This is a genomic window from Streptomyces sp. NPDC014734 (assembly GCF_043083325.1).
GTDB lineage: Bacteria > Actinomycetota > Actinomycetes > Streptomycetales > Streptomycetaceae > Streptomyces.
The window spans coordinates 42,473-56,700 of sequence record NZ_JBIBYN010000027.1; the positions used below are offsets into that span (position 1 = coordinate 42,473).

A 14,228-nucleotide genomic window follows, 5' to 3' on the forward strand; every position below is an offset into this window, starting at 1 on the left:
ATCCGGCGGGCGCCGCTCAGTCGGCGACGGCGGGAACGGGGACCTCGACGGCCGCGCCGGTCCCGCACTCCTCCGCGGGAGGCCGCTGCTCGCGGAGTTCCGCGATGGCCGCCTCGAAGTCCTCAAGTGTGTCGAACGCCCGGTACACGGACGCGAAACGCAGGTACGCGACGAGGTCGAGTTCCCGCAGGGGGCCGAGGATCGCCAGGCCCACGTCATGGGTGGTCAGCTCGGCACTGCCGGTCGCACGCACCGCCTCCTCGACCCGCTGGCCGAGCTTGGCGAGGGCGTCCTCGGTGACCGGTCGCCCCTGGCACGCCTTGCGCACCCCGGAGATGACCTTGGTCCGACTGAAGGGTTCGGTCACGCCGCTGCGCTTGACCACCATCAGCGAGCAGGTCTCCACCGTCGTGAAACGGCGGGAACAGTCGGGGCACTGGCGGCGGCGGCGGATCGACGTGCCGTCATCGGTGGTGCGACTGTCGACGACCCGGCTGTCGGGGTGCCTGCAGAAGGGGCAGTGCATGGCTCCCAACCCTCCTTCACAGCACGACTGAACAGCCTCTTCGGGGCCCTCAGGGGCCCCTCGAAGCATTCACAAGCATAGGCGATGGCCGTACCCCCGATGGACCAGGGGACCACTACTTCTGGGCGGCCGGGACAATCCAACCACTAGATCTTGGGTTTGGTCGCGCATTCGGCCCTGGAGCGTGTCGCGGGCCGAGGGCGGCCGGCAGGCAGCCTACGGCCGAGCACGAGGGTACGGGAACCACCCCGCCGCCGGGATTGCGGGGCCCGCCACGGGACCCGCACGGCGAACCGGGAGATCGCCCGCATGGCGGCTCCGGACCCCCGGACGCTACCGTGATGATCCGACAGCCCGGCCGATGCGGCCGCCCCCGCACGCGCACCGGCACACCACATCGCCACCGACCCCCGAGGAGGCCGCGGGAGGGCCGCTCACCGACGCGGATCCCGGAGGACGACGAGCGGGCACCGACTGCCGCCCTCGATCGCACATACACCCAGCGATATACCCGCGACAGGCTTTTATTCGTTTTTCACTCGAACGTGTGTTTGGCGCAACCTTTCGAAAGCTACTACCGTTGTCCAGCCAGGGAGACCATTCGAGAGGGGCTGACGTGACCACCACCGCAGACAGTGCCACCATCACTGCGCAGGACCGCTCCCAGAGCCGTCTTGAGCCGGTACATGCCATGAATGACCACGTCACGAGCACGGAAGGGCCGGAGCCCATGCGCCCAGGACGCTCGTTGCCCGGTCGACCTCCAGGAATCCGGGCGGACAGCTCGGGGCTCACGGACCGGCAGCGGCGGGTGATCGAGGTGATCCGGGACTCCGTGCAGCGGCGTGGCTACCCGCCCTCGATGCGGGAGATCGGCCAGGCGGTGGGGCTGTCCAGCACGTCCTCCGTGGCCCATCAGTTGATGGCGCTGGAACGCAAGGGCTTCCTCCGTCGTGACCCGCACCGCCCGCGGGCGTACGAAGTCCGCGGTTCGGACCAGCCCAGCACGCAGCCCACGGATACGACCGGCAAGCCCGCGGCGTCCTACGTACCGCTCGTCGGCCGGATCGCCGCCGGCGGTCCGATCCTCGCCGAGGAGTCGGTCGAGGACGTCTTCCCGCTCCCCCGGCAGCTCGTCGGTGACGGCGAACTCTTCGTCCTCAAGGTCGTCGGTGACTCGATGGTCGAGGCGGCGATCTGTGACGGCGACTGGGTCACCGTGCGCCGCCAGCCCGTGGCGGAGAACGGCGACATCGTGGCAGCCATGCTGGACGGCGAGGCCACGGTCAAGCGCTTCAAGCGGGAGGACGGTCATGTGTGGCTGCTTCCCCACAACGCCGCGTACCAGCCCATCCCTGGTGACGAGGCGACGATCCTCGGCAAGGTGGTGGCGGTGCTGCGGCGCGTCTGATCACGCGTCCTTCCTGGCAGGGCCCCGGAGTCCATCGCAGCGATGCGCTGGTCCCGGGGTCCTTGGTATGTGCGCGGTCCGGCACCCGCCGGGCACCCCGCCCGGCGGACGTGCGTCTGGTGCTGTGAGCGGGAGGGTTTGCCGGGAATCCGCGCCGTCCGGTGCGGTGCATCGCAGGGCGGAGCATCGTCGGCGTACTGGATTGCTGGACGTACCCGGATGAGGTGACAACGCGGCGAGGTGTCGTACCGGACGCCGCGAGCCGGTGAACCTTCCCGGTCACCGCACCAGGGAGCCCTGCCGTGCTCCGCCGTCCGGTCGCCCGCGCGATGTCCGCGGGCCCGGCTGCCCGGCATGCGGGCGGCCGGGCAGCGCCCCTGCCGTTCGCCCGGCCCGGGCGCTACCGCCCGTCGCTCTTGGCCGCGGCATCGATCGCCGCGAGTGAGCGGCGTGCCTGGTTCCGGTCGGTCGTGTACCAGAAATCCGGCAACGAGGCGCGCAGGTAGCTGCCGTACCGGGCATTGGCCAGTCGTGGGTCCAGGACCGCGACCACGCCCTTGTCGCCCGTGGCCCGCACGAGCCGGCCGGCACCCTGGGCCATCAGCAGCGCCGCGTGCGTCGCCGCGACGGCCATGAAGCCGTTGCCGCCCCCCTCCTCCACCGCCTTCTGGCGCGCGCTCATCAGCGGGTCGTCGGGGCGCGGGAAGGGAATCCGGTCCATGACCACCAACTGACAGCTGGCCCCGGGGACGTCCACGCCCTGCCAGAGCGACAGTGTGCCGAAGAGGCAGGTCTCGGGATCGGCCGCGAAGTTCTTGATCAGCTCGCCCAGCGTCTCCTCGCCCTGGAGCAGAATCGGCTTCTCCAGTCGGCCCCGCAGTTCCTCGGCGGCCGCCTGGGCGGCCCGCATCGAGGAGAACAGCCCGAGCGTGCGCCCGCCTGCGGCCTCCACCAGCTCGGCGAGCTCGTCCAGCATGTCGGTTCGGGACGCCTCGCGCCCGGGTGTGGCCAGGTGCCGGGCGACGTACAGGATGCCCTGCTTCGGGTAGTCGAACGGCGACCCGACGTCGAGCCCCTTCCACTGCGGGAGGTCGTCGCCCTCGGTGCCCTCGGGTGCGAGCCCGAGCGACGCCCCCACCCCGTTGAAGTCGCCGCCGAGCTTGAGGGTGGCCGAGGTGAGAACGACGGACCGCTCGGCGAAGAGCTTCTCGCGCAACAGCCCGGAGACCGAGAGCGGGGCCACTCTCAGAGAGGCGCCGAAGCGGTCGTGGCGCTCGTACCAGACCACGTCGTACTCCGAGCCCTGGGTGATGCGCTCGGCGACTCCGTGGATCGTCTCCAACGACGCGAGCGCCTGCTTGCGCACGGCGTCCTCGTCCGGGACCGACTTGTCCCGCGTGGCCCCCATGGCCGAGATCACCGTACGCGCGGCGTCGCGGAGCGCCAGCAGGGCGTAGCCGAGGTCCTCGGGGATCTCTTCCAGACGGCCGGGAAGCGCCAGCTCCATCACCCGCTCGAAGCCCTCCGACGCCGTCTGCAGGGCGTCGGCCGCCTTCTCGTTCACCAGCTTCGCCGCCCGGCGCACGGCCCGGTTGACCTGGCCGGGGGTGAGCTCACCGGTGGCCACCCCGGTGACCCGGGAGACCAGCTCATGGGCCTCGTCGATGATCAGCACCTCGTGCTGCGGGAGCACCGGGGCACCCTCGATGGCGTCGATGGCGAGAAGGGCGTGATTGGTGACGACGACATCGGCGAGCTTGGCCCGCTCACGAGCCGCCTCCGCGAAGCACTCGGCCCCGTAGGCGCACTTGGTGGCGCCCAGACACTCGCGCGAGGAGACGGAGACCTGCGCCCAGGCGCGATCGGAGACGCCCGGGGTGAGGTCGTCGCGGTCACCGCTCTCCGTATCGTCCGACCAGTCCCGCAGCCGCAGCAGGTCCTGGCCAAGCTTGCTCGACGGGGCCGCCGCCTCGAACTGGTCGAACAGGCCCTCCTCCTCGTCCTGCGGCACCCCTTCGTGGAGCCGGTGCAGGCACAGGTAGTTCGAGCGGCCCTTGAGCATGGCGAACTGCGGACGTCTGCGCAGCAGTGGGTGCAGGGCGTCGACCGTGCGCGGAAGGTCTCGTTCCACGAGCTGCCGCTGCAACGCAAGGGTCGCCGTGGCCACCACGACACGTTCCCCGTGCGCCAGCGCGGGCACCAGGTAGCCGAGGGACTTGCCCGTGCCGGTCCCGGCCTGGACGAGCAGATGGGAGTTGTCGTCGACGGCCTCGGCGACGGCCTCGGCCATGGCGGCCTGGCCTGGGCGTTCCGTACCGCCGACGGCGGTCACGGCGGCGTGGAGGAGCTCGGGGAGGGATGGCTTCGTCATAGCCCGACCACCCTACGGGGCGCCACTGACAACGGCGATCACTCCCGGTCGGAATCGACGGGGTGGAGCGGGTTCGGAACGCTTCCGTGGATGGCGGCGTGCGGGCGCGCCGGGCGGTCACGGTAGCCGTCCACGTGCAGACGGTTGCGGTTGAGACAGAGGCGGTCGATGCGCGGTGTCAGCATGTCGAACATCTCGAACCGTTCCTTGAGCTCCGGGAAACGGGCGTGGTACCTCCGGATCTCGGCCCGCACGAGTGACCAGAAATCGTCCTCGGGCACCCCCAGCTGTTCCTCGCACAGTGGGGAGAGGAAGCGGAAGACTCCGATGAACAGTCCGGCGTGGATGAACTGCGTGAGGAAGGAGGGCTCCTCGCTGAGCAGGACGCGGCGTACGTCCTGCGGCATGGAGGCGTGCTCCGGCAGCGGCTCGGCACTGACGTTCACATCGTCCACGAAGTCCTTGATCGCCAACCGCACCGGTACGTCCCGGTCGTCGAAGACGACGATGGCGTTCTCGCCGTGGGGGGAGAACACCGTGCCGTAGCGGTAGAGGAAATGCAGCAGCGGCGGAAGCAGCGCGGCGAACAACCGGGTCAGCCACGCGGTGGGGGCGAGCCCGGAGCGGGCGACGAGTTCGGCCGTGAAGGCGCGCCCCCGCGGATCGGTGTGCAGCAGCGAGGCGAGGGTCCGGGCCCGTTCGCCGCCCGCGAGCCGGGGCTGCAGGGGTTCTCGCCAGATGGCGCCGAGGATCTCCTTGAACTGGTACGGCGTCTCCGGCAGGTGGTCGTAGAGCGGGTGCTCCACCGTCACGGAGGCGACCTCGCCGAGCAGGATGACCCCGCAGGTGTCGCGCAGATAGGCGTCCTGGTCGCAAAGCCCCTGGACCCAGGCGGTGACGGCGGGGGCCGCGAGGGTCCGTTCCGTCGGCAGTCCCCGCCACACCAGGGTGTTGAGGATCGACAGCGGCAGCTTCACGGTGTGCCGGTCGGGGCGGGCGACGTTGGCGAAGGTGCGGATGGACTGCTGCGGCAGCCGGAGGTCGCCGTCGGCGTGGAGGGGCACGACGTCGCCCGAGGCGATGGCCGGGGCGAAGACCGGAACGATCCATTCGTCCCACTGCCAGGGGTGCACGGGCAGCCAGAGGTAGTGCTCGGGATCGAGGCCGCGGGCGCGGAGCGCGGCGGCGAAGGAGTCGCGGACGGCCGGGTCGAGTTCCCGGGCGTACAACTGCTCCGGCGCGGTCAGGCCGTTCACCCCCCGGTAGGCGGCGATCCGGGTGGAGACCGCGATCCACGGCAGTCGTACGGGGGTGCGGGCCTCGGGTGTGTAGCGGGCGGCGTCGGCGGCCGAGAATCCGAGGCGGCCCTTGTTGGCGACGAGCCAGGGGTGACCGGTCTGGTGGCCCTCCAGCTCGGCGTAGTCGAGTTCGGCCAGCCGGGCGGCGGGGAGTGCGGTGTGGTCGAGCCGGGCGTCGGCGGCGAGGGTCGTGGTGATCTCACGGATGAGGTGGCCGAGAGTGGCCCCGTCGATCCCGAGGAGACGGCGGGCGCGGGCGAGGAACCGCAGCGGATCACGGAACGGAACGGCGCCGGCGTCCCGGTCCCGGAGCGATTCGTCGGACGCGTCCCGGTCCCGGACCGGTTCGGCGGAGGTGGTCCGCTCGTCATCGCGCGGCGATCCGGCCGGAGTGTCCCGGGTGCTGTCGCGGGCCCGGTCCGCCGCCTCGAACCGCCCGCCGTCACGGGCGGTTCCGGCCGGAGCGCCCGGGGTGCCGCCGCGGAGCTCCCGCATCGAGTCGGGGACGACGAGCCAGCCCCCGTAGACGCCGCGCCTCGCCTCGAACACCAGAGTCCCGCCGTCGTCCAGGCCGAGGGCGTACGTATCGCCGTCCGCGGCCCGGCGCACCGGCTCGACGACTTCCTCGTAGGCGAATTGTCCGAGCATCTTCGCGAGCAGTCGGGCGGCGGCTCCCTCCCAGACACTCCGGTTCAGTTCTGGTGTGCGGAGCAGCGCGGCGGACTCCGTCGAATCATTGCGCGCGGGATATGTCGGCACGGGGACTCCTCGGGGTGGAACCGATGGGGTTCGAGCGGTGTATGTATCGCAGTGGTTCGTTCACAGCTGGTCACGGTGGGTTCGGTCGCGAACCATCAGGGCGGCTCGTTTGTCGGGGAGTTCGACCTCCGCGAAGAAGCGGAAGCCTGCGCTCAGGAAGGCGGAGACGGACGGGGTGTTCCGCAGGTCGGGTTCCGCGACCACCCGCGCGCACAGGGGGCGGTGGTCGAGCACGAGGTCGGAGACGGCCCTGAGCAGGGTGGTGCCCAGACCGCGTCCGCGGTGGTCGACACCACCGATGAGCAGGTGGATCCCGGTGTCGTGGGGGCGTGCGGGGTAATGGCGGGCCAGTGGATCGAGATCCGCGCGGTAGACCTCCCAGTAGCTCATGGGGACTCCCGCCAGCACGCCCAGGCACGGGACGCTGCGTCCGTCTCCTTCGAGTTGGGGACGCAGGTGCTCGGCGGTGACCGCTTCGGGTCCGGCGAGTTCCCAGAACGCGGCGACCGCGGGGTCGTTCATCCAGCGGCTGATGAGGGCGAGGTCGCGTTCGGGTCGGACGGGGACGAGTTGGAGGACTCCGGCCGGGGTGGTGACGGGCCCCCACTCCGCGAGCCGGTCGAGCAGGCGGGAGGAGACCGGCCTGCCCCCGGTCGTCCGCGCGCCCCCCAACGGGGCCGTACCGCCCGATGCCGACGGCATGGACGGTACGGACCACGGAGATGACGCGGACACGCTCGGTGACGGGTGGTCCGTCCGGGTCCTCGCGTCGGGGCCCGTCCCCTCCGCGTCCCCGAGAAGGCCGAGGAGTTCTTCGGAGAGCGGCAGGTCCAGGGTGTCCTCGGCGCTGGTGTCGGTCTGTGGGACGGGTCCGGTGCCGGCGCCGGTGGGTGCATCGGCGGGTGTCACGGTGACGCTCTCCTCTCGGTCGTTCAGGCGGTGGTCATGGCCTTTCAGGCGTGCAGCGGGTTGGCGATGGTGACATAGACGGACTGGGTGTCGACGGGACCGACGAGTTCGTCGAGGCCGTGCAAGCGGGTCAGCAGGTTGGCCTTGCACCGCAGGTGGGTGTGGTCCAGCAGGTGCCCGGGCAGGGGGGAGCCGAGTGCGGTGGCCGAGACGAGGAACCGCCGGAACGCCGCGAGGAGCACCTGCTCGTCGACGAGGCGCTGGGCGCCGAAGGCCCCGATCAGCCCGAAGACGTTGTTGATGCCGAGGTAGTAGGCGAAGCGTTCGTCGGTGACGGCGTCGGAGACGAAGGTGTCGCTGACCGTGCCGATGCCGGGGAGTCGGCGCTCCAGCGCGGCACGGTGGGACTCGCGGAAGTAGTAGCCCTGGTTGTCGCGGTACCGGCCGCCGACGGGCCAGCCGTGGCGGTCGAGCAGGACCAGGGTGTTCTGCTGATGCGCCTCAAGCGCCACGCCCGCGTGGGCGTCGAGCCAGAGCACCGGGCGTACGACGCGGTCGAGGTAACGCAGAAACCATTCGGTGGCCACGGCTCCAACGGACCTCCTGGTGACGGCCGCCAGGGTGAGCACGGCCGCGGCGAGGCGCGAGTGCATGCCCGTCCGGCCCGCCCAGGGGCGCGGCGCGGTGAGCGCGGCGACGCAGACGGCGTCGTCCTGCGGACCGAACGGGTTGTGCCGGAGCATCACGTCGAGTCCCGTGACGGGTTCGCCGTCCTGGCCGTCGACGGCGAGCCAGGCGGGATCACGGACGATGTCGAAGCCGGGGTGGACGGCGTGCCACCGCGCGGCGAGTCCGGTCCTGAGCAGCCGGTGCACCTCCACTCCGCGGTGGAGTTCCTTGCGGAGGTTCTCGCGGCGGGAGTTGGTGATGCGCAGGCCGAGGGACAGCTTGAGCATGACTTCGGCACCGGGGCGGTGCACGGTGCGGACGGACGAGGTGGGGTACCAGGGGCCGCCGTGCGGTCCGAGGTCGTGGAGGAGGCCGGCGTCGAACAGCGCGGCGGCTTCGGGGCGGTGCACCAGGTCGCGGGCCTGCCAGGGGTGGAGCGGCAGCGGCGCGGTGTTCGCCGGGAGCCGCAGTCCGCCGGCCCTGGCGATGAGCAGTTCCTCGGCGGGTACGGGGCGGCCCCGGTCGGTCCAGGCGGAGTCGGTGGCCAGGACCGACCGGTCGACGGCCAGCCAGTGCAGGGGGAAGGAGCCGTACGACTCGGGCGAATAGCGGTGGGATTCGGAATCGGAGAGACCCTCACGGCTCTTGGGCGTGGGGTGGAGCGGATGGCCCAGGACCAGGGACTGCTCGGCCGCGAGGAAGGGGTCGGCCACGGCGGGGGCCTCGGGGGCGCGGCGCCGCTCCGTGATGAACCCGGCGGTGCGTCGTACCGAGTCGGCGACGCGGGCGACCATGTCCGCGCCCGCGTCGCGGTCGGCCTCGCGACCGAGCAGGGCGGCGACGGTGACGGCGTCGACGGAGGGTGCCCCTTCGGGTGCCCCCTCCAGGGCGGGAGCGCCGAATCGGTGCCACCCGGTGGCGGACCAGTGCACGACCGGAACGAGCAGTGCCGTCCCGCTCGCGGGAAGGGGGATGCGCAGCGTGTGCGCCTCCGGACGGGGCCGGCCGCTCTCGCGGACCCAGCAGCGGAGCAGGTTCTCGACACCCGCCAGGTCGGCGGCGCGCAGCGGGTCCGGGTGGTCGAGCGGGTCCGGGGGGCCCAGCGGGTCCAGGAGCTCCAGCGGGTCCGGGGGGTCGAGTGGATCGACAGGTGCCGCACCGGTGTTCACGGTCGGTGCGACGGTGTACCGCTCGTCGTGCGGAGCGGCCTTCTGGCGCGGCACGGTGTGCTCGGCGACGAGGTTTCCGGTGTGTCCGGCCTGTGCCGACTGCGGCATGGGGGGAGGGCCGTCGGCCTCGGGCGCGGGAGTGGGGTTCACTGCGGTCTTCCTTGTGATGGTGGCCGGGTCAGCGGATCGACCCGGTCGCGATCCGGCGGTGCGGCAGCCGCTCGGCGGCCGCCAGGGCATCGGCGAGGCGGTCCACGACCGCTGTCGCCTGTTCGTCGGTGAGGGTCAGGGGCGGGAGGAGGCGTACGACGGTGGAGTGGCGTCCGCCGAGTTCGACGATGAGTCCGCGGCTCAGGCATTCCTGCTGGACCGCGGCGGCGAGGGCGGGGGCGGGCGGTGGTTCGGGGCTGCCGTCCGGCGCGGAGCCCCCTGGATCGACGAGTTCCACTCCGATCATCAGTCCGCGACCCCGGACATCCCCGATGCAGGGGTGGTCCGTCGCCAGCCCCTGGAGGCGCGCGAGCATCCGGGCGCCGAGGGTCGCGGCCCGTTCGGCGAGCCCGTTCTCACGGACGAAGGAGAGGGTGGCGGTACCGGCCGCCATCGCGAGTTGGTTGCCCCGGAAGGTCCCGGCGTGGGCTCCGGGCTGCCAGGTGTCGAGATCGGAGCGGTAGACGATCACGGCGAGCGGGAGGGACCCGCCGATGGCCTTGGACAGCACCATCACGTCGGGCGTGATGCCACTGTGCTCGACGGCCCAGAAAGTGCCGGTGCGGCCGACGCCGGTCTGCACCTCGTCGGCGATCAGGGGGACGGAGCGGGAGCGCGTGATCTCGCGCATGCGGCGCATCCAGGCGTCGGGGGCGGGGTTCACCCCGCCCTCCCCCTGCACGGGTTCCAGGATCATTCCGGCAGGTGCCGGGACGCCGCCCTTGGGGTCGTCCAGGAGGTTCTCGGTCCACCGGGCGGCGGTCTCGGCGCCGCGCTCGCCGCCGATGCCGAAGGGGCAGCGGTAGTCGCGCGGGAAGGGCAGCCGCGTCACCCGCACGTCCTCGGCCCCGCCCGAGGCGGCCAGGGCGCCCGCGGTCATCCCGTGGTAGGCGCCGGTGAAGGCGAGGAGTCCGTCGCGGCCGGTGGCGGCGCGGACCAGCTTGAAGGCCGCCTCGACGGCGTCCGTTCCGGCGGGTCCGCAGAACTGGATCCGGGCGTTGTCGGCGAACTCCCGCGGCAGGGTGGCGAACAGCTCCGTGGTGAAGGCGTCCTTGACCGGTGTGGCGAGGTCGAGGACGTGCAGGGGCGCGCCCGAGTCGAGCACCTTCTTGATGGCTTCCAGGACCACCGGGTGGTTGTGGCCGAGCGCCAGCGTGCCCGCTCCGGAGAGGCAGTCCAGATACCGCCGCCCGTCCGCGCCCTCGATGGTCATCCCCCGGGCCCGGACCGGAACGATCGGCAGGGAGCGCGCGTAGGTGCGGGCGGCGGACTCGCGCATCGACTGGCGACGCAGGATCCCCTCGTGCCCCGCCGGTGCTGCCACCGGAGCTGGTTCGGTCACGGCCACGGCTGTCGGTCCTCCCGCTGTAACGGTTGCGTCGCGCGTCCGGCGCATGGGCGTACGGACGGACCGCGGGAACGAACACCGTCCCGCGGTACCTCGTACGTACCAACGACGCCGGGCGCCGAGGATCACGGGCATATCCGAAGATCCTTGCGGGGGTGGAACCGCGGACCTGCCGCATGCCGTCCCCATCGGCACCGGCATAGTGGGGGCCGCACGGAACACTCGGGCAGTTCTTCGAACCTCCATAGAACGTTCGGATCGAACGGCTCGGAGCCGTGCCGAAGCGCAGTACCGAAGTGTTGAGTTACGAAGTCCCAGGGGGATCACCACATGCGACTCATTCGACCGGCACGCGCCGCACGTCAGGGGGGCGCGCGCCGCGTACGCCCCTCGGCGCTCGCCGTGGCCGCGGTCACCGCCGCCCTCACGCTCACCGCCACCGCCTGCGGGCCGGAGGAGGACGACGCAGGTGCCGGGCCGGGCGGTACCGCGAGCCAGGCGTCGGACGGCAAGATCACCATTCCGGACGACCTGAAGGACAGGCTCAAGGAGCACGGGATCGACGTCGACCGCTGGCGGAACGGCGAGTGGAAGAACTGGGACAAGGACAAATGGCTGCGTGAGGCCAAGGACTTCGTCAATCCGATCATCGAGGACCTCTGGGACCCGGACCGGATGCGGGACGCCGACAAGTCGCCCGAGAAGCCTGTCGACAACGACATCTCCGGCGACACCGGGGTGACCGACCCGACGCCCGCGCCGGTTCAGGCCGCCGGTGTCGCGACTCCGTACCACGCCAACGCCGCCGAGTCCGGGAAGCTGCTCTTCGACAGCCCCGAGGGCTCCATGGTGTGCTCCGCGACCGTCGTGAAGGACCCGGCGCACCCCGGAAAGTCCAACCTGGTGTGGACGGCGGGGCATTGCGTGCACGCCGGGAAGAAGGGCGGCTGGTACCGCAACATCGCCTTCGTCCCCTCCTACAACGACAAGGGCCTGTCGTCCGCCGGGCTCAAGACGGCGACGAAGGAGCAGATCGCTCCCTACGGCGTGTGGTGGGGCCAGTGGGCCCAGACCTCCGACCAGTGGATCTCGCAGGGGTCCTCGGTCGGCGGCCAGGGCGCGCCGTACGACTTCGCGGTGCTGCACGTCGCACCGGAGAAGGGGTCGACGGGCAAGTCCCTGGAGGAGACGGTCGGTTCCGCGCTGCCCGTCGATTTCGACGCGCCGGCCGTACCGAAGATCGACACCATGACCGCCACCGGCTTCCCGGCCGCTCCGCCGTACGACGGCCAGAAGGCCTTCCAGTGCGCGGACCGGCCGGGCAGGCTCTCGCTGGCCGCCGACGACCCGACGATGTACCGCATCGGCTGCACCATGACCGGTGGCTCCTCCGGCGGCGGCTGGGTCGCGACCGGGCAGGACGGCAAGCGGGCCCTGGTGTCGAACACCTCCATCGGGCCGGTGACGGCCGGATGGCTGGCCGGGCCGCGACTCGGCAAGGAGGCCAAGGGCGTCTACGAGGCGGTCAGCAAGAAGTACGCGGGACAGTGAGGGACGACCGTCCGTCCCGGCCACGGGGACGGTGACATCGGTGCGGCACCCGTGATGACGGTGCGACAGGGCCCCCGTGCGGCACTCCCGCGCACGGGGGCCTCGCCGTCCGGCCGCGGGCACCGGGCCTCGGCCGGACGGGCACCCGGTCCGCGCCGTCACGGAGTGGGCCCGCACCTGCGGCGGCCTCGGATCCGGCCGCCGGTTCGCATGACAAGCTCACGGCAATCCTGGGCATTCGGGGCAGCGGCGGTGACCGCACAAGGCCGGAGGCCCGTTCCCCGGGTGGGAAACGGGCCTCCGGTCCGTGCGGGACAGGCCGTCGGTGCGGGATCGGCCGTCAGTGCGCCACGGGGACGAACGCGGAGAGTTCCGCGGCAAGTTCCTCGTGGACCCGGGCCTTGAGCAGGGTGCCCTCCGACGTGTGCTCCTCGGAGATCACCTCGCCCTCGGCGTGTGTCCGGGAGACGAGACCGCCCCGGGTGTAGGGCACGAGCGCCTCGATCTCGACCGACGGCCTTGGCAGTTCGGTGTCGATCAGGGCGAGCAGTTCCTCGATGCCGTCACCGCTGCGGGCCGAGACCGCGATCGCGTGCTTCTCGACGCGCAGCAGGCGCTGCAGCACCAGCGGGTCGGCGGCGTCCGCCTTGTTCACCACCACGATCTCGGGCACGTTCACCGCGCCGACGTCGCGGATCACCTCGCGCACCGCGGCGAGCTGCTCCTCCGGTGCCGGGTGGGAGCCGTCCACCACGTGCAGGATCAGGTCGGACTCGCCGACCTCCTCCATGGTGGAGCGGAACGCCTCGACGAGGTGGTGCGGCAGGTGTCGCACGAACCCGACGGTGTCGGCGAGGGTGTAGACCCGGCCGCTCGGCGTCTCGGCCCGGCGCACGGTCGGGTCCAGGGTGGCGAACAGCGCGTTCTCCACCAGGACGCCCGCGCCGGTGAGGCGGTTGAGCAGTGAGGACTTGCCCGCGTTGGTGTAGCCGGCGATGGCGACCGACGGCACCTTGTTGCGCTTGCGCTCCTGGCGCTTGATCTCGCGGCCGGTCTTCATCTCCGCGATCTCCCGGCGCATCTTGGCCATCTTCTCGCGGATCCGTCGCCGGTCGGTCTCGATCTTGGTCTCACCGGGACCACGGGTCGCCATGCCGCCGCCCCCGCTGGAACCGCCGCCGCCCATCTGGCGGGAGAGCGACTGACCCCAGCCGCGCAGTCGCGGCAGCATGTACTGCATCTGTGCCAGCGAGACCTGCGCCTTGCCCTCGCGGGACTTGGCGTGCTGGGCGAAGATGTCGAGGATCAGGGCGGTCCGGTCGACCACCTTGACCTTGACGACGTCTTCGAGGTGGATCAGCTGACCGGGGCTGAGTTCACCGTCGCAGACGACCGTGTCGGCCCCTGATTCGAGGACGATGTCGCGCAGTTCGAGCGCCTTGCCCGAGCCGATGTAGGTGGCCGGGTCGGGCTTGTCACGGCGCTGGTACACCGCGTCGAGCACCATGGCACCGGCCGTTTCGGCGAGCGCGGCGAGCTCCGCGAGGGAATTCTCCGCGTCGCGAATGGTCCCCGAGGTCCAGACGCCGACCAGCACCACACGCTCCAGGCGCAGCTGTCGGTACTCGACCTCGGTGACGTCCTCCAGCTCGGTGGAGAGTCCCGCGACGCGCCGCAGGGCGGCGCGCTCGGAGCGGTCGAACTGGGCGCCGTCCCGCTCCGTGTCGATCTCGTGGCTCCAGGCGACGTCCTCTTCCATCAGGGCGTCGGCCCGGAGGCCCTCGGTGAGGCTCTCGGTCACGTTCTCCGTGGCACTCCGCGCGTCCCGCGCGTCCTGGGGAAGGGAAGAAGAGGAGGTCATTGGATCCTTACGTCGATGGAAATCCGTTACATCAGTCACAACGTGTGACCTCTCGCGATGATTCCCCGCCCGGTGAATCGGGCGGAATCATCGGTCCGGCCGCCGTGGCGACTCGTCGATAGTGGCACGGGCCGTCGGGCCCGTCA

Annotated in this window: 9 protein-coding genes; 2 read left to right on the forward strand and 7 right to left on the reverse strand. The window is 71.4% G+C overall.

Annotated features, from left to right (window positions below):
• Window positions 1-16 precede the first annotated feature (16 nt).
• Complete coding sequence (gene nrdR, locus ACF1CT_RS31835; protein ID WP_391787466.1) at window positions 17-526, reverse strand: transcriptional regulator NrdR; 510 nt, start codon at window positions 524-526, stop codon at window positions 17-19.
• Window positions 527-1,142: 616 nt separating this feature from the next.
• On the opposite strand from nrdR, the gene lexA reads away from it, so the two are divergent.
• Window positions 1,143-1,937 (forward strand): transcriptional repressor LexA, encoded by a 795-nt coding sequence (gene lexA / locus ACF1CT_RS31840; protein ID WP_391787467.1) that lies wholly within the window; start codon window positions 1,143-1,145, stop codon window positions 1,935-1,937.
• Between the two features lie 400 nt (window positions 1,938-2,337).
• On the opposite strand, the gene ACF1CT_RS31845 is transcribed toward lexA, so the two are convergent.
• From ACF1CT_RS31845 to ACF1CT_RS31865, 5 genes are read right to left on the reverse strand one after another with little or no spacing between them, the layout of a single operon-like run.
• Window positions 2,338-4,308, reverse strand: a complete 1,971-nt coding sequence (locus tag ACF1CT_RS31845; protein ID WP_391787468.1) for an ATP-dependent DNA helicase — start codon at window positions 4,306-4,308, stop codon at window positions 2,338-2,340.
• 38 nt (window positions 4,309-4,346) lie between these two features.
• Window positions 4,347-6,365 carry an IucA/IucC family protein gene (locus ACF1CT_RS31850; RefSeq protein ID WP_391787469.1) on the reverse strand — a complete coding sequence of 673 codons (2,019 nt, stop codon included), beginning with the start codon at window positions 6,363-6,365 and terminating at the stop codon, window positions 4,347-4,349.
• 60 nt (window positions 6,366-6,425) lie between these two features.
• Entirely contained in the window at window positions 6,426-7,274 is an 849-nt protein-coding gene (locus tag ACF1CT_RS31855) for a GNAT family N-acetyltransferase (RefSeq protein ID WP_391787470.1), read from the reverse strand.
• A gap of 44 nt (window positions 7,275-7,318) precedes the next feature.
• Window positions 7,319-9,262 carry an IucA/IucC family protein gene (locus tag ACF1CT_RS31860; RefSeq protein WP_391787471.1) on the reverse strand — a complete coding sequence of 648 codons (1,944 nt, stop codon included), beginning with the start codon at window positions 9,260-9,262 and terminating at the stop codon, window positions 7,319-7,321.
• Between the two features lie 28 nt (window positions 9,263-9,290).
• The gene (locus ACF1CT_RS31865; protein WP_391787472.1) at window positions 9,291-10,670 is read right to left on the reverse strand and encodes a diaminobutyrate--2-oxoglutarate transaminase family protein; all 1,380 of its coding nucleotides are present in this window, start codon (window positions 10,668-10,670) and stop codon (window positions 9,291-9,293) included.
• A 330-nt stretch (window positions 10,671-11,000) separates the two neighbouring features.
• On the opposite strand from ACF1CT_RS31865, the gene ACF1CT_RS31870 reads away from it, so the two are divergent.
• A complete protein-coding gene (locus tag ACF1CT_RS31870) occupies window positions 11,001-12,221 on the forward strand; it encodes a trypsin-like serine peptidase (protein ID WP_391787473.1) in 1,221 nt (406 codons plus the stop codon).
• Window positions 12,222-12,561: 340 nt separating this feature from the next.
• Here the strand turns inward: ACF1CT_RS31870 and hflX are convergent, their stop codons facing one another.
• Window positions 12,562-14,082: a GTPase HflX gene (gene hflX, locus ACF1CT_RS31875; RefSeq protein WP_391787474.1), complete on the reverse strand. Its 1,521-nt coding sequence runs from the start codon at window positions 14,080-14,082 to the stop codon at window positions 12,562-12,564.
• Between the last annotated feature and the right edge of the window lie 146 nt (window positions 14,083-14,228).